Source organism: Aliiroseovarius sp. S1123, from assembly GCF_023015885.1.
Taxonomy (GTDB): domain Bacteria; phylum Pseudomonadota; class Alphaproteobacteria; order Rhodobacterales; family Rhodobacteraceae; genus Aliiroseovarius.
The window spans coordinates 69,288-88,859 of sequence record NZ_JALKBE010000008.1; the positions used below are offsets into that span (position 1 = coordinate 69,288).

At 59.2% G+C, this 19,572-nt stretch carries 20 protein-coding genes; 5 read left to right on the forward strand and 15 right to left on the reverse strand.

What is annotated here, in order from left to right:
• Positions 1-103: 103 nt before the first annotated feature.
• From MWU53_RS13895 to MWU53_RS13960, 14 genes are all read right to left on the reverse strand, one after another.
• Positions 104-871, reverse strand: a complete 768-nt coding sequence (locus MWU53_RS13895) for a TIGR02186 family protein (protein WP_247094252.1) — start codon at positions 869-871, stop codon at positions 104-106.
• Entirely contained in the window at positions 871-1,788 is a 918-nt protein-coding gene (locus MWU53_RS13900; RefSeq protein WP_247094253.1) for a sulfite exporter TauE/SafE family protein, read from the reverse strand. Before MWU53_RS13900 ends, MWU53_RS13895 begins: the two co-directional genes overlap by 1 nt.
• Positions 1,789-1,842: 54 nt before the next feature.
• The gene (locus MWU53_RS13905) at positions 1,843-2,655 is read right to left on the reverse strand and encodes a purine-nucleoside phosphorylase (protein ID WP_247094254.1); all 813 of its coding nucleotides are present in this window, start codon (positions 2,653-2,655) and stop codon (positions 1,843-1,845) included.
• Positions 2,639-3,646: an ABC transporter permease gene (locus tag MWU53_RS13910; RefSeq protein ID WP_247094255.1), complete on the reverse strand. Its 1,008-nt coding sequence runs from the start codon at positions 3,644-3,646 to the stop codon at positions 2,639-2,641. The genes MWU53_RS13905 and MWU53_RS13910 overlap by 17 nt, the downstream gene beginning before the upstream one ends.
• Position 3,647: 1 nt before the next feature.
• Positions 3,648-4,754: an ABC transporter permease gene (locus MWU53_RS13915; RefSeq protein ID WP_247094256.1), complete on the reverse strand. Its 1,107-nt coding sequence runs from the start codon at positions 4,752-4,754 to the stop codon at positions 3,648-3,650.
• Positions 4,754-6,322, reverse strand: a complete 1,569-nt coding sequence (locus MWU53_RS13920) for an ABC transporter ATP-binding protein (protein WP_247094257.1) — start codon at positions 6,320-6,322, stop codon at positions 4,754-4,756. The genes MWU53_RS13915 and MWU53_RS13920 overlap by 1 nt, the downstream gene beginning before the upstream one ends.
• A gap of 7 nt (positions 6,323-6,329) precedes the next feature.
• Entirely contained in the window at positions 6,330-7,325 is a 996-nt protein-coding gene (locus MWU53_RS13925) for a BMP family ABC transporter substrate-binding protein (protein WP_247094258.1), read from the reverse strand.
• A gap of 182 nt (positions 7,326-7,507) precedes the next feature.
• Positions 7,508-7,930: a GNAT family N-acetyltransferase gene (locus MWU53_RS13930; RefSeq protein ID WP_247094259.1), complete on the reverse strand. Its 423-nt coding sequence runs from the start codon at positions 7,928-7,930 to the stop codon at positions 7,508-7,510.
• A gap of 6 nt (positions 7,931-7,936) precedes the next feature.
• Positions 7,937-8,545 carry a tRNA (adenosine(37)-N6)-threonylcarbamoyltransferase complex dimerization subunit type 1 TsaB gene (gene tsaB, locus MWU53_RS13935; protein WP_247094260.1) on the reverse strand — a complete coding sequence of 203 codons (609 nt, stop codon included), beginning with the start codon at positions 8,543-8,545 and terminating at the stop codon, positions 7,937-7,939.
• Complete coding sequence (locus MWU53_RS13940; protein ID WP_247094261.1) at positions 8,535-9,095, reverse strand: NifU family protein; 561 nt, start codon at positions 9,093-9,095, stop codon at positions 8,535-8,537. Before MWU53_RS13940 ends, tsaB begins: the two co-directional genes overlap by 11 nt.
• An 85-nt stretch (positions 9,096-9,180) precedes the next feature.
• Positions 9,181-9,639: a DUF2267 domain-containing protein gene (locus tag MWU53_RS13945; protein WP_247094262.1), complete on the reverse strand. Its 459-nt coding sequence runs from the start codon at positions 9,637-9,639 to the stop codon at positions 9,181-9,183.
• A gap of 18 nt (positions 9,640-9,657) precedes the next feature.
• Positions 9,658-10,113 carry a universal stress protein gene (locus MWU53_RS13950; protein ID WP_247094263.1) on the reverse strand — a complete coding sequence of 152 codons (456 nt, stop codon included), beginning with the start codon at positions 10,111-10,113 and terminating at the stop codon, positions 9,658-9,660.
• 74 nt (positions 10,114-10,187) lie between these two features.
• A complete protein-coding gene (locus tag MWU53_RS13955; RefSeq protein WP_247094264.1) occupies positions 10,188-11,054 on the reverse strand; it encodes a branched-chain amino acid aminotransferase in 867 nt (288 codons plus the stop codon).
• A 232-nt stretch (positions 11,055-11,286) separates the two neighbouring features.
• Positions 11,287-11,721: a DUF1489 domain-containing protein gene (locus MWU53_RS13960; RefSeq protein ID WP_247094265.1), complete on the reverse strand. Its 435-nt coding sequence runs from the start codon at positions 11,719-11,721 to the stop codon at positions 11,287-11,289.
• A gap of 172 nt (positions 11,722-11,893) precedes the next feature.
• On the opposite strand from MWU53_RS13960, the gene MWU53_RS13965 reads away from it, so the two are divergent.
• From MWU53_RS13965 to MWU53_RS13985, 5 genes are all read left to right on the forward strand, one after another.
• On the forward strand, positions 11,894-14,149 hold the full coding sequence (locus MWU53_RS13965; RefSeq protein ID WP_247094266.1) for an adenosylcobalamin-dependent ribonucleoside-diphosphate reductase: 2,256 nt from the start codon (positions 11,894-11,896) through the stop codon (positions 14,147-14,149).
• A 336-nt stretch (positions 14,150-14,485) separates the two neighbouring features.
• A complete protein-coding gene (locus MWU53_RS13970; protein ID WP_247094267.1) occupies positions 14,486-15,415 on the forward strand; it encodes a sulfotransferase in 930 nt (309 codons plus the stop codon).
• Positions 15,416-15,563: 148 nt separating this feature from the next.
• On the forward strand, positions 15,564-16,490 hold the full coding sequence (locus MWU53_RS13975; protein ID WP_247094268.1) for a thiamine pyrophosphate-dependent dehydrogenase E1 component subunit alpha: 927 nt from the start codon (positions 15,564-15,566) through the stop codon (positions 16,488-16,490).
• The gene (locus MWU53_RS13980; RefSeq protein WP_247094269.1) at positions 16,478-17,407 is read left to right on the forward strand and encodes a transketolase C-terminal domain-containing protein; all 930 of its coding nucleotides are present in this window, start codon (positions 16,478-16,480) and stop codon (positions 17,405-17,407) included. Before MWU53_RS13975 ends, MWU53_RS13980 begins: the two co-directional genes overlap by 13 nt.
• A gap of 9 nt (positions 17,408-17,416) precedes the next feature.
• Positions 17,417-18,505, forward strand: a complete 1,089-nt coding sequence (locus MWU53_RS13985; RefSeq protein ID WP_247094270.1) for a biotin/lipoyl-containing protein — start codon at positions 17,417-17,419, stop codon at positions 18,503-18,505.
• Here the strand turns inward: MWU53_RS13985 and MWU53_RS16015 are convergent.
• On the reverse strand, positions 18,502-19,572 hold the full coding sequence (locus MWU53_RS16015; RefSeq protein ID WP_247094271.1) for a glycosyltransferase family 4 protein: 1,071 nt from the start codon (positions 19,570-19,572) through the stop codon (positions 18,502-18,504). The two genes, MWU53_RS13985 and MWU53_RS16015, sit on opposite strands and share 4 nt — an antisense overlap.

A 19,572-nucleotide genomic window follows, 5' to 3' on the forward strand; every position in this document is an offset into this window, starting at 1 on the left:
GGCTTTCGGTGGCTCACTGCATGAGCCTGAGGGGGCTTTGCCCCCGTGCGAAAGCTAGGCGCTTTCACACTCCCCCAGGATATTTTTGGCAAGAAAATGCGTGCTAGTTGCGCAGGATCATACGGAAGGCTGCGGATGCGCCCCAACCTGCGGCGATGGCGATCACCAGCGACAGAAGGCCATAGATCAGTGGCTTGTCGTGGGCCAAGTTGAAGATCCAGCGTTCTAGTCCGACTTTTTGGACGTTGATGATCGTCTCGTATTCCGAAGTCACCTGACCGTCGCGTGTCAACAGGATGCGCGTGCGATAGTCGCCTTCCGTCAGGTTGGCAGGCAGGGCAATGCGCGTCTCAAAAAGCGTGTCCTGCGCCAGTTTGACCGAGTTTTCCAAACGCTTGTAGAGGCCCGATTTCTCGCGGATGCGGATCAGAGCGTCCGTGAACTCGCGCGGGTCTTCGATGTTGAACGGATTGTCCGAGATCTGGATCGAGCGTTCGACCGAGATCAAGTGTTGGAAGTCGTCCAGCTTCGAGATGGTGTTGTCCAGCGTATTCGAAGTGGCGATCGCATAGAAGCTGGGGGCGGCGGCAAGCTCCATCGCGTCGGTGTTCACCCAGATGCCAAAGCGCTTGTCTTTTTTGCGTACGGTGATTGGGGAACTTGGCCCTTCGACCACGACCACGACGCCAAGCGGGCTGTCTTCTGGGGGCGGGCTTTCGCGTTTGACCGCGCCGAAGATCAGGATCTCGGAGCCAACAAAAGTGGCCGTAATTGCCACGCGGTTTTGGCTAAGGCCCGCGACGATCTCCTCGGCCCGGGTGGGCAGGGTCGACAGCAGGAACAGGGCGAGTATGGACAGAATACGCAGCATCAGTGGCCCCCTGCCGCGCCAATTTCAAACAGTTCGGTGGGTTGGATCAGCAGATCCAGACCAAGTTTGCCGCAGACCGCCAGCACCATGACGGCCAGAAGTACGCGGAGCTGTTCCGCTTTCAGGCGCACACCGATCCGGGCACCGATCTGGGCACCGATGACACCGCCGACCAGCAGCAGGACGGCCAACCCCATATCCACGGTGAAGTTGGTTGTGGCGTGCAGCAGCGTGGTGAAGGCGGTAACGAAGATGATCTGGAACAGCGACGTCCCGACGACAACTTTCGTTGGCATTCCAAGCAGATAAATCATGGCAGGCACCATGATGAAGCCGCCACCCACACCCATGATCGCGGCCAGAATACCGACGAGAACACCGACGAGAACCGGAGGAATGACCGAGATATACAGCCCCGAGGTACGGAACTTCATCTTGAAAGGCAGATTGTGGACCCAAGTGTGCTTGCGTCGTTTCGGAACGCCGTTTCCGCCGCGTGACTTCATCAAGGCACGCAGGCTTTCAACGAACATCAACGAACCGATGATACCAAGGAAAAGCACATAGGACAGTTTGACCAGCAGATCGACCTGCCCGATGGCCTTCAATGCGTTGAACAGCTGTACCCCGAGGGCGGCCCCGATCAGACCGCCGATCAACAGCACGACCCCCATTCGGAGGTCCACCGTCTTTCGCTTCAAATGTGCCAAAACGCCTGAAAACGAGCTTGCAACAATCTGGTTTGCTTCAGTCGCAACCGCAACGGCTGGCGGGATCCCGATGAAGAACAGAAGGGGGGTCATCAAGAAGCCCCCTCCGACACCAAACATGCCAGACAGGATGCCGACTATGCCACCGAGGCCCAGCAGAAGGAACGCGTTTACGGACACTTCGGCGATTGGCAGGTAAATCTGCATAAGGCGGGGTACTCTGAATGATCAGTCTTGGGGTTGGCCCATTAATGGCGCAAATCAGGCGGGCTCGTCACCTGTTAAGTAGCGTCTAACCAGTTTTTCCAGCTTTTCAGCACCAAGTGGAGCCATTTTTTTGGTGTGTTCGTGGCTGATTGCCTCGTCCGACAGGCCTTGGGCCATGTTGGTGATGGTCGAGAAGCCCGCAACACGCAGTCCAAGGAAGCGCGCCAGAATCACTTCGGGCACGGTGGACATGCCGACGGCGTCTGCCCCGAGGGTGCGGATAGCGCGGATTTCGGCGGGGGTTTCAAATGACGGGCCGGAATACCACGCGTAGGTGCCATGCTGCAGGGCGATGCCTTCCTCTGCCGCGATGCGCTGGAAATCTGCCGCCATTTCCGGGTCATAAGCGCCGCCCATCGGCACAAACCGCGCGTCGGTCTTTTCCCCGATCAAAGGGTTCAGGCCCGAGAAGTTGATGTGGTCGGTAATCTGCATCAGATCGCCCGGTGGGATGTCTGCCCGCATGGACCCCGCGGCATTGGTCACGATCAGGCGATCCGCGCCAAGCTCTTTCAAGACCTCCAGCGGCAGGCGCATCGCGTCAGAGCGCCCGTTCTCGTAATAATGCTCGCGCCCTCCGAACACCGCCACCCGGGTGGTGCCCAGCGTGCCGATGGCAAGGTTCGGGTTGTGGCCCGAGACACCGGCATGTGGGAAGCCTTCAAGCCGGCCATAGGGGATCGCGACGCCGTCCACCGCCTCGGCCAAATGGCCAAGACCGGACCCGAGGACCAGACCGACCTCGACGGGGGCGGTGCCGGCAACGGCGCGGATCTGATCCGCGAGCGCCTTAGCGTTCTTTGACATAGGGTTGCCCCCCGGCCTTGGGTGCTACGGATTTGCCGACAAAGCCGGCAAGGATTACCACGGTCAGGATATAGGGCAGGGCCTGCATGAACTGGACCGGAATGACGATGCCGCCAAGGTCGATGTTCTGATACCGGTTCGCAATGGCCTCGAGCAGACCAAAGAGGAATGTGGCGCCAAGCGCGGGCACCGGTTTCCACTTGGCGAAGATCAGGGCTGCCAGCGCGATATAGCCACGCCCGGCCGACATTTCTTTGATGAAGCCTGCACCAAGGCCAGTGGCCAGATAGACACCGGACAGACCGCAAAGAGTGCCTGCAATCGCCATCGAGGCATAGCGCAACTTGATCACGGACACGCCAGCGGTATCCACAGCCGCCGGGTTTTCACCCACTGCGCGCAGGCGCAGGCCGAACCGGGTGCGGAACAGGACGAACCACGACAGGGGCACCATCAGAAGGGCGACATAGACCAGAATGGTGTGGCCCGAGATGAACTCGGAATAGACTTGCTGGATCGGGTTGGCTTGATCAATCAAAACGCGCAGGGGGACGCCTGCGGCCTCGGCATCGGATTTTCCAAGGGCAAAAGGCAATTCGATAGGAGGGAAGCGGCCTTTGCCCATCAGGGGCGGTGTCCGTCCGCCTTGGCTGAACCATGCCTGGGCAGCCAGCACGGTAAGGCCCGACGCCAGAAAGTTCAGCGCCACGCCGGAAATCAGCTGATTGCCGCGGAAGGTAATCGACGCCACGCCGTGCACAGCCGAAAAGCTGATCGACGCGAAGACACCGCACAGAAGACCCAACCAGACAGATCCGGTGACGGACGCAATGGCGGCAGCCATGAATGCTGAGACAAGGATCTTGCCCTCAAGCCCAATATCAAAAATGCCGGCGCGTTCGGAAAACAGGCCCGCCAGACAAGCGAAAAGCAGGGGCGTGGCAAGGCGCAGGGCCGAGTCGGCAATCTGGACGATCGTCAGGAAATCCATTTTACGCGTCCTTTCGCTTGGCGGCGGCGATGAACATGCGTTCGACCGGCATGCGGACCATGTTGTCCAGTGCACCTGTGAACAGGATCACCAGACCCTGAATGACCACGATCAGCTCGCGCGGGATTTTCGACCACAAAGACAGCTCGCTGCCGCCCTGATAGAGGAACCCAAACAGAAGCGCGGCCAGCAGCACTCCGAAGGGATGGTTGCGACCCATCAGCGCCACCGCGATGCCGATAAAGCCCGCGCCTTCGACGGCGTTCAGGATCAGGCGCTCGTGCTGGCCCATCGTGGCGTTGATCGCCATCAGACCCGAAATGGCACCTGACAGCATCATCGCAACGATGATGATCTTGGTGGGCGAGATGCCCGCATAGACCGAGGCCGTCGGGCTTTCCCCAAAGGCGCGGATTTCATAGCCCAGTCGCGAGCGGTTCATCAGCAGATAAACCACGACGCACATGGCAAGTGCTACGAACAGCGATACATTTGCAGGTGCGGACTTGGAAAAGCTGATGCCCAGCGGGGCCAGAAGCTCGTGCAGCGTGGGCAGGTTCGTCACGTCCGGGAAGCTGGCCGAGGCACTTTCCTGCGCCCCCTTTAGCTTCAGGGGTTTGATCAGCAAATAGCCCATCAGCGCTGTGGCGATGAAGTTGAACATGATCGTGGTGATCACGACGTGGCTGCCACGTTTGGCTTGCAAATAGGCCGGGATCAACGCCCAACCCGCGCCGAACAGACCGCCTGCGATCATCGCGAAGATCAATGCGATGCTCCAATGGGGCATCAAAACCGTGGGAATGAACAGGCAGGCCAGTCCCACCCCTAGACCGCCGATCATCGCCTGACCTTCACCGCCAATGTTGAACATTGCGGCTTTGAACGCGATGGACACGGCAAGCCCGGTGAAGATGAAATTAGTGGTGTAATAGAGCGTATAGCCCCAGCCATAGGTCGACCCGAAGGCGCCGTCGATCATGGTCATCAGTGCCTTGAACGGGTTTTCCCCGATGGCGAAAATCACCAGACCCGACAGAACGAAAGCGATCAGCAGGTTCAGAAAAGGAATAAGGGCGACGTCAGCCCATTTCGGCATCTTGTCCATCAGCTGTCTCCTTCCCCGGTGACACCGGCCATCAGAAGGCCGAGTTCGCGTTCATCGGTCTGATCGGGCAGGCGTTCGCCCATGATATGCCCGTCAAACATCACGGCGATGCGGTCGGACAGCGACAGGATCTCTTCCAGCTCGACCGAGACCAGAAGCACGGCTTTACCCTGATCGCGCAGGCCGATGATCTGCTTGTGAATGAACTCGATCGCGCCGATGTCCACGCCTCGTGTGGGCTGACCGACCAGAAGAAGGTCCGGATTACGCTCGATCTCGCGGGCCACGACGATTTTCTGTTGGTTCCCGCCCGAAAAGCTTTTCGCGGCTAGATGGGGCAGGGGCGGACGGACGTCGAAACGATCCATCTTGTCCTGCGCAACCTCGACCATCTTGGCGTTGTCCATCAGAAGCTTATTCTTCTGGTACTCGGGCTCGTGATGGTATCCGAACACCATGTTCTGCCATGCAGGGAAGTTCATGATCAGCCCGTGTTCCTGACGATCTTCCGGGACATGCGCAATCCCACGCGCACGACGCGAGCGCCCGTCCGAAAACTTGCCCGTCAGATCAATCGGGTCACCATTAATGCGGATTTCACCTGTGGCCGTAACATAGCCGCCAAGCACTTCCAGCAGCTCGGACTGACCGTTGCCAGAAACCCCCGCAATGCCCAGAATTTCGCCCGCACGGACGTTCAGGTTGATGCCTTTCAGGCGCTCGACCCCATGGTCGTCGACCATGCGCAGGTCTTTGACTTCCAACACGTTCTCACCCGGCTGTGCGGGCACTTTATCGACGCGCAGAAGCACTTTGCGCCCGACCATCAGCTCGGCCAGTTCTTCTGGGTTGGTGTCTTTGGTTTTCACTGTCGCCGTCATCTGGCCACGACGCATCACGGACACGGTGTCGGTGATCTCCATAATCTCGCGCAGCTTGTGGGTGATCAGGACGATGGTTTTGCCTTGATCACGCAGCCCGTTCAGGATGCGGAACAGGTGGTCGGCCTCGGCCGGCGTCAAAACGCCCGTCGGTTCGTCCAGAATCAGGATATCGGCTTCGCGATAGAGCGCCTTGAGGATCTCGACACGTTGCTGCGTTCCAACGCCCAGATCTTCGATCAGAGCCTCGGGATTTACGTGGAGCTCATACTCATCTGCCAGAGATTTCAGTGTTTTGCGTGCCTTGGCCAGCGACGGGCGCAGCATCGGGCCGTCCTCGACCCCAAGGATCACGTTTTCAAGCACCGAGAAATTTTCGACCAGTTTGAAGTGCTGGAACACCATCCCGATGCCAGCACGAATGGCGGCCTGACTGTCGGGGATCTGGGTTTCTTTTCCGTGGATGAAGATTTGGCCTTCATCGGCTTTGTAGAACCCATAGAGAATGGACATCAACGTGGACTTGCCCGCGCCGTTTTCGCCGATGATCCCATGGATCGTCCCCGGCTGAACGGAAATCGAGATGTCCTTGTTCGCCTGCACCGGCCCAAAGGCCTTCGAAATGCCGCGAAGCTCAATTGCGGGGGCAACAGTTGCCTGTTGCCCCTCGGTTTTTGCGCCTACCATGGTCGGATCAGAAGTCCAGAACCGGGCAGCTGTCGTCGGACATATAGTCGTGTACGACCAGTTCGCCCGAGATGATCTTGGCGGCAGCAGCGTCCACGGCGGCCTTCATTTCATCCGAAACCAGTGCTGCGTTGTGCTCGTCCAGCGCATAGCCAACGCCTTCGGCTGCCAGGTTCATGACCTGTACGCCCGGCTTGATGTCTGCACCCATTTTCATGGCTTCATACACGGCCACGTCCACGCGCTTCAGCATCGAGGTCAGGACCTTGCCCGACTGAAGGTGGTTCTGGTTCGAGTCCACGCCGATCGACAGGATGCCTTCGTCAGCTGCAGTTTGCAGAACACCCAGACCGGTGCCGCCGGCGGCTGCATACACGATGTCAGCGCCTTGGCTGATCTGTGCCTTGGTCAGTTCGCCGCCCTTCACCGGGTCGTTCCAAGCCGACGGCGTGGTGCCGGTCATGTTGGCAATCACGGTAGCGTCCGGGTTCACGGCCAAAACGCCTTCGGCATAGCCACATGCGAATTTGCGGATCAGCGGGATGTCCATGCCGCCGATAAAGCCCACGGTGCCCGATTTCGAGGCGGTCGCGGCCATCATGCCGACCAGATACGAGCCTTCATGCTCGGAGAATGCAACGTTCAGAACGTTCGGCGCATCCGACCAGCCGTCGATGGTGACGAAGGTGGTGTCGGGATAATCGGGGGCCACTTCCGAGATCGGGGTCGACATGGCGAAACCCATGGTGATTACCGGGTTTGCACCGGTTTCCGCAAAGCGGCGCAGGGCCTGTTCACGTTGGGCTTCCGACTGCAGTTCGACCTCAAGATACGAACCACCGGTTTCAGCGGCCCATTTTTCGGCGCCATTGAAGCCAGCTTCGTTGAAGGATTTGTCAAATTTACCGCCTAAGTCGAAAATGATTGCGGGCTCGGCCAGCGCGGCACCTGCGGTCAGGGCCAACGACGCAGCTGCGCCTAGAAAGCTTTTCATCAGGGTCATTTCAATTCTCCCGGTTGTTGTTGTTGTGGGGTCGCACAGACTGCCTGTCTGCCGATTCCCCAAAAGTCTGCGAGCAGATCGCTGCCAAGGATCATCCGGGATTTTCAACAGAGGGCAAGAGGAGATGCTGAAATTTGTTCGCCGCAGTGCCGCAAAACTTGGGGAAAATCAGAAGGTTCACCTTAGGTAAGGTGCTTTTCCATCAGGGTTGCGTCGCAGGTCGAGCCGTCGGATCGCGTGTAATATGCAGGCCGTTGGCCACAGGTTAACCAGCCCGCTTTGCGGTAGAGAGCACGGGCCGCAGCGTTGTCTTCTGCGACCTCAAGAAAGGCGCGCGTTGCCCCCATTTGGGCGGCGGTGCGTTCGAACCCTTGCAGCAATTTGGCGCCGGTCCCTTGCCCCTGCGCCTCAGGAATGACGGCAACCGTCAGAAGCTCGGCCTCGTCAACGACAACGCGCCCCATGGCAAAGCCGTTGGGCTGGGCAACAGTGAATACATGCGGTGAGGTCTGAAGCTGCGCGATCTCATCCGCGCTCCAGCCGCGCGATGCAATGAATGCTGCGACATGGATGGCCGACAGGTCGTCTGCGGTTGCGTCAGTCATGGCGGATCAGGGCAGGATCACCGGCGCGGGATCGCGCGGAGGGGCGGCGTCAGCGGACCGGATATAGAGCGGTGCAGGGCGGTCGGAGACATCGCCTGCGTGCAAGCGTTCGGCGGCGATCCGGGCGATGGCGGGGGCCGGGGGCGTTGTGGTCTCGGGGCCGACACGGTCCCCGGTTAGGGCGTCTGCCTCAGTGCACGTAATCAGGCTCGGCGAGGTATCACCATTCTCGGCAAAATGCTGCGCGTAGACGTGATCCCGCCGTGCGTCGATCAGGGACCAGACGGGGCGGGGGGTGCCATGGGCCTGTGCTTCAAGTGACGACACCCCGATGGCGGGTACGCCCAAGGACAAGGCCAGCCCACGTGCTGCCGAGACCGATATGCGGATGCCGGTGAAGTTCCCCGGGCCAACACCCACGCCGATGGCGCTTAGGTCAGACCATGCCATGTCAGCGTCGGCCAGAACCTCTTCCAGCAGCGGAAACAGTCGTTCGGCTTGGCCTTTAGCCATGTCCTCGTGCTTTTCAGCGACAATCGTGTCCCCGCACAGCAAAGCGGCCGCGCAATGCGCGGCCGATGTGTCAAATGCCAAGATCACCGGATCAGGCCGCAACGGGGCGTACCTCGACCACTTCGGGGATATAGTGCTTCAGCAGGTTCTCGATCCCCATTTTCAAGGTCAGGGTCGAGGACGGGCAGCCCGCGCAGGCGCCTTGCATGTGCAGGTAAACGATGCCGCGATCAAAGCCGTGGAAGGTGATGTCGCCACCATCTTGGGCCACAGCCGGGCGGACGCGGGTGTCCAGAAGCTCTTTGATTTGTTCAACGATTTCGCTGTCTTCGCCGGTGTGTTCAGCATGGCCCGAGGCCGCAGCTTCACCCGCCATAACCGCCTGACCCGACTGGAAATGCTCCATGATCGCGCCGAGGATGGCGGGCTTGATGTGATCCCAGTCCACCGCATCGTCCTTGGTCACGGTAACGAAATCAGCGCCAAAGAACACGCCGGTCACGCCGTTCACCTTGAAGATACGCGCCGCCAGCGGCGAGCCTTCGGCGGCGTCGGCAGTCGGGAAGTCAGCGGTTCCAGCCCCCAATACGTCCTGACCGGGCAGGAATTTCAGGGTTGCGGGGTTCGGAGTGGATTCAGTCTGAATGAACATGGGCGCACCTTTTCTGTCAGGTTTGATATGGGGCGCGAGACATTGACTGTCAAGCCGCTGAACCCCGATGGAAGCGCCTGCCAGACTAGATGATCTTTGGTTGGAGTTCGGACAGATCATAGCGCGTTACGGTCCCAAAATCCTCGGCCTCGGGCCCGATCTTGGCCAGAACGCGTGCTAGATCACGGTGGTTTGAGTGACTCCAGAGAGCAATGGCGAAGGCTTCGATGCAATCATCCGTGGCGATGTTGTGGTGCTGACGATGGGCCTGAACCTCTTTCGTCATGCCTGCGCGTGTTCCAAATGGTCGCGGCGCTTCGGTCACATCCCATTGGTGCACTAGAATGGCACGCAGGATCGAGGGCAGGACATCCCCGAAAGCAATCACTTGTTCGGGTGTTAGTCGCGCGCGAAAGCAGCGTAAGACACCCTCGATTGCAGTGTAGGTCATATTGTCTGACAGCAGGGCCGAGCCCATTTCGTCTTTCGTGCGCGCCAAGATCGATGCGAATTCTTTTTGCGCGTGGCGATATGTCCAAGGCATTGGCATCGGGTGTTGGGCCTAGGTGATCGCTTCTAGGCGTTCCTTGGTCATCGTGCCGGGGACAATGGTGATCGGGATTGGCAGATCGGCGGCGGCTCGGGTCATTTGCGTCACCAGCGGACCGGGGCCGGCTTTTCCTTCACCTGCGCCCAGAACCAGCACGCCCACATCGGGGTTCTCGCGCACATGGGCCAGAATTTCCGGCACGGCCTCTCCTTCGCGGATGACCAGCTCGGGTTCGACGTCCTGACGGTCGCGCATCCATTTCGCGAAGACCTCATAATGCACGGTGATCCGCTCGCGCTCTTCCTCGCGCATCAGCTCGCCCACGCCGATCCAGTGATTAAACTCGTCTGGTGGGATGATCGACAGAACCGTGACGCCTCCGCCCGTATGGGCCGCACGCATGGCGGCGAACCGCATCGCGTTCAGGCATTCGCGGCTGTCATCCAGAATTACGAGAAACTTGCGCATAGATGTCCTCCGAAACGGGATTACTCTGCCCGAGCGGTTGAGGAGTGTCTATCGTTTTTCTGCGATCCCGCGTCTTAGCCTGCGCCAGAAAGCGCCCAGTCCCAATAGAGTTCACGCACGCGCCCGGTCACCGGACCGACGTTATACTGCGTGTCTTCAAAGGCGCTGACGGGGGTGACTTTCGACATATTGCCCGAGGTGAAAACCTCATCCGCGTTGTGAAAATCGTCATAGCCAAGAACGGTTTCATGCACGGTATAGCCGTCTGCGCGCAGGTTCTTGATGTGACGCGCGCGGGTGATTCCGGCCAAGAAGCAGCCATTTGCGATCGGGGTGAAAATCTCTCCATCCTTGACCATGAAGATGTTCGCGGTGGCAGTTTCAGCGACGTTGCCAAGCGCGTCCAGTGACAATGCGTTGTCGAACCCCTTGGCCCGGGCTTCCAGCAGCATCCGGGCATTGTTGGGATAGAGGCACCCGGCCTTCGCGTTCACAATGGCGCTGTCCAACGTGGGGCGGCGGAATTGGGTGGTGGTCAGACGGGACGAGGCCTGCGGCGGGGCCATCGCGATTTCTTCAAGCGAGATAGCAAATCCGGTGCTGTTTTCGCGCGGGGCCACGCCCATATGGCCACCATCAATGGCCCAGTACATCGGACGGATATAGACGGCGGCATCTTTCGGAAACAGCGCCAGTCCTTCTTTCACGATCTCGATCATCTGTTCGGTGGTCACGGTCGGCGTGATCATCAACGCCTCGGCCGAGCGGTTGGTGCGTGCGCAATGTGCCTCTAGATCCGGGTGGACGCCCTCGAAGAATCGTGCGCCGTCGAACACGTTGGTGCCTAGCCACGATCCATGATCAGCGGCCTTCATCACGGCCAGATCTTCATTGTGCCACGTCCCGTTGAAATAGGTGCGGATGTTGGTGCCGATTGCCATGGTGTCCTCCTGAAATCGGCTGGAGGCTAGCAGCGATTGAATGTCGTTCCAAGAGCAACAAAATGAAAACGCTCTGACGACGTAGGGGGGATGCCGTCAGAGCGTAAACTGCGTGCGATCGGACCAGACGGGCACGCGACGTGCCATCGATCCTTCCGGGCGGGCATCCGGTAAAATCGGAACTAGGCACGGGGGTAATGTGCTGTCTCGTTGCGAAACTTTTATGACAAGTTCAACGGATGCCGATTTCCGCCAGAGCCGAGGCCAGTTCGGCGGGCAGGGGCTCTTTGTCTGACGGATCATTCGCTTTCAGATCGCGTGGGGCATCATCTGCTGACAGATAGCGCCAGCCCTGAAATGCCCGGCGCGGTGTGCTTTCGGTCAAGACGACCTCGTGATCCAGCACCAAACCGCAGCGGCGGATGCCATCCTGTCCAATGACCTCGTCCAGTCGCAAAATGCGCTGACGGGCCAAGATCAGCCCCTTGAACACCCAGTACAGAGAGCCGCCAGCCAGAAGTTCGGCCTCGCGTTTGGGCCACATGCGGGTGACGTGGCGGGGGGCGGGCAATCCGGTCTCTCCCATGCGCATATTCTGCCACGCGGTCAGGTCTTCGACCTTCTCGGCGCCAACGCATAATTTTACCAGATTTACGTGCTTTGCCATCTTCCCCATCTACATGTAGTGTTCTAGAAGTCCGATCTTACGCGCCCCGTTCGGGATTCGCAATCGCTGCACGTGCCGGTTGCAACGCTCGAAAAAGGGGACGACGCCATTGACCAAAATGGGCCTCTCACGTATTGTGGAAAGCCCTCCAAGCCGAACAGGAACCAATCGTATGAGCCGCTTTGCCGCCCCCATCGCCGAACAGATCTGGGATATGAAATATCGCTTGAAAAAGGCCGATGGGACGCCTCAGGATCAGTCGGTTGAAGACACGTGGCGCCGCATCGCACGCGCGCTGTCCGCCTCTGAGCCCAAGCAGGAAGAGCGATTCTATAACGCGCTGGACGATTTCAAATATCTGCCCGCCGGCCGCATCACAGCAGGCGCTGGCACCGGCCGCGCCGTCACCTTGTTCAATTGCTTCGTCATGGGCACCATTCCAGACAGCATGTCGGGCATCTTCGACATGCTGAAAGAGGCCGCACTGACCATGCAGCAGGGCGGTGGCATCGGATATGACTTCTCGACCATCCGCCCGCGTGGTGCGGATGTAATGGGCGTGGCCGCAGATGCCTCGGGCCCGCTGTCCTTCATGGATGTGTGGGACGCGATGTGCCGCACGATCATGTCGGCAGGCTCGCGCCGTGGGGCGATGATGGCCACCATGCGCTGCGATCACCCGGACATTCAGGACTTCATCACCGCCAAATCCGACGCCGCCCGTCTGCGCATGTTCAACATGTCGGTTCTGGTCACCGATGATTTCATGGAAGCCGTGAAGTCGGACGGAAGCTGGGATCTGAAATTCAACGGCACGATCTATCACACGGTTGAAGCCCGTGATCTTTGGAACAAGATCATGAAGGCCACCTATGACTATGCCGAGCCGGGCGTGATCTTCATCGACCGGATCAACCAGATGAACAATCTGAACTATTGCGAGACGATCGCGGCGACCAATCCCTGTGGCGAACAGCCCCTGCCGCCCTATGGCGCGTGCCTGCTGGGGTCGATCAACCTTGCGAAGATGGTCAAGGATCCGTTCGAAGAGACCGCCGAACTGGATGGCGATGCGCTGTCCGAGCTGGTCGCGACTGCGGTGCGCATGATGGACAATGTGGTGGACGAAAGCCGCTTCCCGCTGGAAGCCCAAGCGCAAGAAGCACAAGCCAAGCGTCGGATCGGCCTTGGTGTGACCGGTCTGGCGGATGCACTTCTGATGCTGGGTCTGCGCTATGGCTCGGACGAGGCTGCGGCCCAAACCGAAGCGTGGATGAAGCAGATTGCACGCGCGTCCTATCTAGCGTCGGTCGAGCTGGCTAAGGAAAAAGGCCCGTTCCCGTTGTTCGACGCTGACAAATATCTTGCCTCGGGTTCGCTTCAGGCGATGGATGACGACGTGCGTGACGCGATCCGCGAGCACGGTATCCGCAACGCGCTTCTGACCTCGATCGCACCCACAGGCACGATCAGCCTTTATGCGGGCAACGTGTCTTCGGGGATCGAGCCGGTCTTTGCCTATGCCTATACCCGCAAAGTGCTGCAGCCCGATGGCACCCGCACCGAAGAAGAAGTCGTGGATTACGCCGTGCAGCTGTGGCGCGACAAGTTTGGCGATAAAGAGCTGCCCGACTATTTCGTCAACGCGCAGACGCTGGCCCCGATGGATCACGTGAAGATGCAGGCGGCGGCGCAGAAATGGATCGACAGCTCGATTTCGAAAACCATCAACTGCCCGGAAGACATCAGCTTTGATGACTTCAAGGACGTCTACATGGAAGCGTGGGAAACCGGTTGTAAGGGGTGCACCACCTATCGCCCGAACGACGTAACCGGATCGGTTCTTTCTGTGTCCGAGGAAAGCGAGAAAGCACCCGAGGCCGATAGCGGCGCAGACGTGGTTTATATCTCGGAACCGCTGGACCGCCCGCAATCGCTGGAAGGTCATACCTACAAGGTGAAATGGCCCGATAGCGAGCACGCGATCTATATCACCGTGAATGACCTGATCATCAACGGCCACCGCCGCCCGTTCGAGGTGTTCATCAACTCGAAGAACATGGAGCACTTCGCCTGGACGGTTGCACTGACCCGCATGATCTCGGCCGTGTTCCGCCGGGGTGGGGACGTAAGCTTCGTCGTGGAAGAGCTAAAAGCCGTATTCGACCCGCGTGGTGGGGCGTGGATGGACGGGAAATACATCCCCTCGATTTTGGCGGCCATCGGCTCGGTGATCGAGCGCCACATGGTGATCACCGGCTTCTTGGAAGGCGAAGGCATGGGGCTGAAGTCGGACCCGCAGGCGCAGGTTGTGAACCTTGGTGAACAACCGCGTGGCAAGGCCTGCCCCAGCTGTGGTCAATACGATATGCGGATGATCGAGGGCTGCATGACCTGCGGCTCCTGCGGTCATTCCAAATGCGGTTAAGATCCGGACGCCGGATGCTTCAATAGGCCTTGCGCCCCATCATGGTTTCAACTCTTCAGCGCGCCCTGAATAAGGGCGCGCTTTGCGTTTAGACAGGCCCGTTCAGTCCACGACGGGAGCGTGTTTATACCTTCAGGGCCGATTCCCCGAGGTCGCGCTCAAACTCCTGAAAAACAGATGGTTTCTGCCTGAAAAGCAGGTTTCGATTGCTTTTTGGCGCAGAATAGGTGTGAATCGTAGCCAACACTGATGAACCGGCATAATTTTGGCCGGTTTCTGATTTTACATTTTGTATTACGCAATTGTTGATGGATATTAGGAGTGTTCGTTAACGCAATGAATTTATTCAGCGATGAGAAGCAGTTTCATTTGATGACCCAATCCGCGCCGACTTTCATCCATATCGGGATACACAAGACCGGCTCGTCGACCTTGCAGCATAAATTTCGCACGCATGCGTCGATCTATTATGTCGAACGTGCGGACGTTCGCAATGCATTCATTGGCCACTCTCTGGACTTCGACGATCACCCCTTTCAGTCCGAGGCCGAGCGGGCTGCGGATCAATCCAAGGCGCTGGTCATGTCGCATGAACGGCTGTCGGGCTATCCGGCGTCGGGCGGGTTTGACCGCGAACTGATCGCGGGCCGTCTGGCCAAGGCCTTCCCCGATGCGAAGATATTGGTCGTGTTTCGCGAGCAATCCCGCTGGATCAAAAGCTTCTATCAGCAATATGTGGCAGACGGCGGCAGCCTGAAGTTGCGTGAATTTTTGACCAATCCACAGCCACAGATCTATAAACTTCCCGCGTTCGAGCTGGACTATCTGAATTATCATCAGTTGGTGTCGCTGTATCAGGGGCATTTCGGTGCCGACAATGTTCTGGCGCTTCCGTTTGAGCTGATGGTGAAGGATTTCGATGCGTTCTCGGGGCGCCTGAATGAATTCTTCGGGTTTAATCTTGAGCTGGTGAACGAGGTGACAAACCGTGCCCGTCCGTTGATGCCGCTATTGTTCATGCGGTTCGTGAACGGGACCATCGGAAACACGCAATTGTCGCCCGGTGGATTTGTTCCACTTGGGTATCTGAAACTGGCCACCAAGCTGCTGGGTGCGATGCCGGGCGCGCGGGCTTTGGATAAACGGATTTCGGCCCGGTTTGATCGTCTGATTGATGAGAAGATCGAAGGCCACTACGATGAAAGTAACAAGGAGCTGGAAACCCTGATAGGTATGGATTTGAAGCCATATGGGTATTTCCGCTGATCCGTCTGGGTCTGCAAGGCTTACGGTGCTGACGCCATTTTTCGGCGATACCTGCATCATTTAAGAAAACAACGCCGGCCGCCGGATTGATAGGCCGCGAGGGGGATAGTTGGGAAAGGTGGACCGCGTCAAAGGCGCGGAGTTTGAAATGAGTCACGATTTACAAGAAATTGATACCGATGTGCTGGGTGTGGATTTGCCGCGCCAAGATCGGTTTTACCGGCAGCTGTATCTGATCCGGCGATTTGAACAGAAATTGTTAGAGCTGTTCACGAACAACATGCTGGCAGGAACGACCCATACGTCGCAAGGGCAGGAGGCCAATGCGGTGGCGATCATGGAGGCGCTGAAGCTGGATCGCGACATGGTCTGGTCCAACCACCGCTGCCATGGGCATTTCCTGTCCTATTGCGGCCAAAGCTATCGCCTTTTCGCCGAGATTCTGGGCCGCCGCACCGGGGCCTGTGGCGGGCGCGGAGGTTCGCAGCATTTGCATTGGCGCAACTTCTATTCCTCGGGCATTCAGGGTGGGTTCGCGGCGGCTGCCGTTGGTGCTGCGCTGGCTGAGAAGGATAAAGGCGCGATCAGCTGTATTTTCATGGGCGACGGTACAATGGGCGAGGGCTCGGTCTATGAGGCATTGAACTTCGCGTCGCTTCTGTCCGCACCCGTCCTGTTCGTGGTCGAGGATAATGGCATTGCCCAAACCACCCCGAAAGAACTGGGCGTTGCGGGATCGATCACAGATCGCGCGCGGGCCTTCGGGATCGACTGTCACCATCTGGCCAGCACCGATGCGGATGAAATCTTTGCGACGGTCAGCCCCATCGTGGACCAGATCCGCACCACCGGACGCCCGGCGTGGCTGCATCTGGAAACGGTGCGCCTTGGACCGCATTCCAAAGGCGACGACACGCGCGACGAGGCTTTCGTGGCCGAGCTGCAAAAACGTGATCCCTTGACCGTGTATCGCGACCGCGTAGGCGACCCCGGCGCGCTAGAAACATGGTGCGACGATCACATCGCGCAGGTTCTGGATCTGGCTTTGAAGGATGATGTTGCATGCGCGTCGTAGAAGAACTTCGGGACAGCCTGTTTGGCATCATGCAGCGCGATCCGTCGACCATCGTGTTGGGCGAGGATTTGCTGGATCCCTATGGCGGGGCGTTCAAGGTCACGCAGGGTCTGTCAGATGCCTATCCGAATAACGTCATCACCACCCCGATCTCGGAAGCCGGTTTGGTCGGTGTCGGTCTGGGCATGGCCTTGCGCGGGCGCACCGTGCTGGCCGAAATCATGTTCGGGGACTTCCTGACCCTGACGACAGACCAGTTGGTGAACCATGCCGCTAAGGTGAAGTGGATGTTCAACGACGCGGTGGACGCAAGCCTTGTTGTGCGCACGCCTATGGGCGGTGGGCGCGGCTATGGTCCGACCCATTCGCAAAGCATCGAGAAACATTTCTGCGGCGTGCCCGGTCTGACCGTCATGGCGGTGAACCAGTTTCAAAGCCCCGGAGATCTTTTGAAAGAGGCCGCCGAACTGGGCAGCCCGGTTCTGTTTATCGAAAACAAGATTATGTACTCGAAACTGGTCGAGCCGGACCGGCTTGTCAGCTATGACCGCCCAGACGCCGTGATCCTGACCTATGGCGGCGTGACCGAGTTCTGCGTACAGGCGGCCGAGCGTCTTTTGGACGACGAAGAGCTGACCGTCGAAGTTGTTCCGGTTCAGCACTTGTCACCGTTGCCCGCGGATTTGATCCGTACCGCTGCCGCCAAATCTGACCGCGTGTTTACGGTCGAGGAAGGCACGGTAAGCTGGGGGTTTGGCGCGGCTGTTGCCGAGGAAATCCTGTCGGCCGGGATCACACCGCACCACTTTCAATCGATAGCTGCTGACCCCACCGCCATCCCAAGCGCGCGCAATTGGGAGCTGGAAATCCTGCCCAGCGTCGACAAGATCGAACGCGCTGTTGTGGCCTCGTTTTAAGGAAAGATCATGGCACACATCGACATCATAACCCCCCGGGTGAATGCAAACGAAGACGAGGTTCTGGTGGCCGAACTGCATGTTGCGGTGGGCGATCAGGTTGACGTGGGCGATCTTCTGATCTCGGCGGAAACGACCAAAGCCTCGGTTGATATCGAGGCGACGCATGCGGGGACGGTGTCAAAGATCAACGGCAAGAAAGGGCGAATGATCGCCAGTGGCAGCGTGATCGTGGTGATCGACATCGGCGGCGATAGCGCCGCTGCGGGCGACGATGCGGGCGGGGCCGACGGTGGCAGCGCCGAGGTGAAAGTGACCACTAAGGCTCGGTTGCGCGCGGAAGAGCTGGGGATTGATCTGGACGCGGTTCTACCAAAAGCAGGACGCATCGGCGTGGCCGAGGTCGAGGCCGCTGCAGGCAAAGGCGCGGATGGCGGACCACAAGTGACGGCTATGCAGGCCGTTCTGGTCGGCGGCGGCGGGCACGGCGCCACGATTGGCGAGATCGCGGTTGCCTGCGGCTGGGATCTGATTGGCGCGGTGGACGGGAAGCTTCCCAAAGGCACGCAGGTCATCTCGGGGGTCGAGGTGATCGCAACGGATGAGGCGCTGCAGTCGCTTTATGACAGCGGTGTGCGGGTGGCGTTTGTCGGGATCGGCGGGGCGACCTCGTCCGAGACGCGACAGGCCGTGTTTGAAAAATTGCAAGCAATTGGTTTCACTTTGCCACCATTGGTGCATCCGACCGCCCATTTCGGCGCGGATGTGAAACTGGGAGCGGCCAGTTATGTGCTGCCTAATGCGATGGTTGGGCCGCGCTGCCGGATCGGGGCGAATGTGATCGTGAACTCGTCTAGCACCGTTGCGCATGATTGCGTCGTGGGCGACCATGCGCATTTGACACCCGCTGCCATTCTGGCGGGCAACGTCCGGATTGGGGCAAGCAGCGTAGTTGGTATGGGCGCGTCTGTGCTGTTCGGCGTTGAGGTGGGGCAGGGCTGCTTGATCCACAACAACGTCTCGGTCCTGATGGATGTGCCGGACTTCACTGAGCTGTCGTTGGAACACGCGCCGAAACGCCGGGATCTGGACGCCTAGGTGCGGGTGGCGTTTCCGATCACCTGATCCCATTCCGCAAGGATGCGCGCGGGCGCCAAGCGGTCGCGATTGATCGCGGCGTTCCCGGCCATATGCGCGCGAAGCGCTGGATCTTGCATCACGCGGATCACGGCGTCCGCCAAGGCGGGTGCGTCATCCACTGGCACGAGTAGCCCATTTTCGCCTTCGACGATCATCTCGCGCGGGCCGAAATCACAATCGGTCGAGATCGCAGGAAGGCCCGACACCGTGGCTTCCGCCAGCACATTCGGGAAGCCTTCGAACCGCGAGGGCATGACCAGAAGATCCGCATCTGACAACCACGCACCGGGCGTCGGGCTGGAGCCGGGAAGCGCGACTTGATCCTTTAGGTTCAGCTTGTCGCGGAGCGCTTCCAAGGCTACGCGCTCGGGCCCTTCGCCGTGAATGGTCAGCGTTGCGTCCGGCAGGGCGGCCGTGATCTGCGCCATCGCGTTTAACAGAACATCAAAGCCCTTTTGCTTGTCCAACCGCCCCACGGCCACCAACCGCGTGCCGTCGGGTTTGGCCTGTACCGCGTGATCCGGGTTGGGTGCACATGGGTTGGGAATGACCTTGGCCGTCGCCTGCACCGAATTGGGCAAATCCGCCCGCGCACGCGCGGTCTGCATGACGGCGCTGGCTGCACGACGCACCAGAAGGTTCTGCGCATGCCGCCAGATCGGGTGGGCGTTTTGGGCCCGTGGATTATTGCGCTCCGAGATGACGACGGGCACGCCAGTCCCAATCGCTGCGGCAAGGGACAGAACATTCACCTTGGTCAGGAAGGACAGGACCACATCGGGTTGCGTGGCCCTGATAGCGCGCCTGATCATCCAGAGCCGCGCCAGGGGATTGCTGCCTTTTGCCCCGTCCGGCAGCAGCAACCGCACGGTTTCGGGATACGGAAAATAGGACCTGCCACCCGGCATATCGAACCCCATGACAGTAACCTCGTCACCCAACTGGGCGCGATGTGCGGCGATCATGGCGACGACCTTCTCGGCGCCGCCTGCACCAAATCCACCCTGTATGATAAGGATCTTCAC

Bases quoted from the DNA above. Each gene is read 5' to 3' on its own strand.
- MWU53_RS13895 (WP_247094252.1), bottom strand. From the start codon at position 871: ATGCTGCGTATTCTGTCCATACTCGCCCTGTTCCTGCTGTCGACCCTG.
- MWU53_RS13900 (WP_247094253.1), bottom strand. From the start codon at position 1,788: ATGCAGATTTACCTGCCAATCGCCGAAGTGTCCGTAAACGCGTTCCTT.
- MWU53_RS13905 (WP_247094254.1), bottom strand. From the start codon at position 2,655: ATGTCAAAGAACGCTAAGGCGCTCGCGGATCAGATCCGCGCCGTTGCC.
- MWU53_RS13910 (WP_247094255.1), bottom strand. From the start codon at position 3,646: ATGGATTTCCTGACGATCGTCCAGATTGCCGACTCGGCCCTGCGCCTT.
- MWU53_RS13915 (WP_247094256.1), bottom strand. From the start codon at position 4,754: ATGGACAAGATGCCGAAATGGGCTGACGTCGCCCTTATTCCTTTTCTG.
- MWU53_RS13920 (WP_247094257.1), bottom strand. From the start codon at position 6,322: ATGGTAGGCGCAAAAACCGAGGGGCAACAGGCAACTGTTGCCCCCGCA.
- MWU53_RS13925 (WP_247094258.1), bottom strand. From the start codon at position 7,325: ATGACCCTGATGAAAAGCTTTCTAGGCGCAGCTGCGTCGTTGGCCCTG.
- MWU53_RS13930 (WP_247094259.1), bottom strand. From the start codon at position 7,930: ATGACTGACGCAACCGCAGACGACCTGTCGGCCATCCATGTCGCAGCA.
- MWU53_RS13940 (WP_247094261.1), bottom strand. From the start codon at position 9,095: ATGTTCATTCAGACTGAATCCACTCCGAACCCCGCAACCCTGAAATTC.
- MWU53_RS13945 (WP_247094262.1), bottom strand. From the start codon at position 9,639: ATGCCTTGGACATATCGCCACGCGCAAAAAGAATTCGCATCGATCTTG.
- MWU53_RS13950 (WP_247094263.1), bottom strand. From the start codon at position 10,113: ATGCGCAAGTTTCTCGTAATTCTGGATGACAGCCGCGAATGCCTGAAC.
- MWU53_RS13955 (WP_247094264.1), bottom strand. From the start codon at position 11,054: ATGGCAATCGGCACCAACATCCGCACCTATTTCAACGGGACGTGGCAC.
- MWU53_RS13960 (WP_247094265.1), bottom strand. From the start codon at position 11,721: ATGGCAAAGCACGTAAATCTGGTAAAATTATGCGTTGGCGCCGAGAAG.
- MWU53_RS13965 (WP_247094266.1), top strand. From the start codon at position 11,894: ATGAGCCGCTTTGCCGCCCCCATCGCCGAACAGATCTGGGATATGAAA.
- MWU53_RS13970 (WP_247094267.1), top strand. From the start codon at position 14,486: ATGAATTTATTCAGCGATGAGAAGCAGTTTCATTTGATGACCCAATCC.
- MWU53_RS13975 (WP_247094268.1), top strand. From the start codon at position 15,564: ATGAGTCACGATTTACAAGAAATTGATACCGATGTGCTGGGTGTGGAT.
- MWU53_RS13980 (WP_247094269.1), top strand. From the start codon at position 16,478: ATGCGCGTCGTAGAAGAACTTCGGGACAGCCTGTTTGGCATCATGCAG.
- MWU53_RS13985 (WP_247094270.1), top strand. From the start codon at position 17,417: ATGGCACACATCGACATCATAACCCCCCGGGTGAATGCAAACGAAGAC.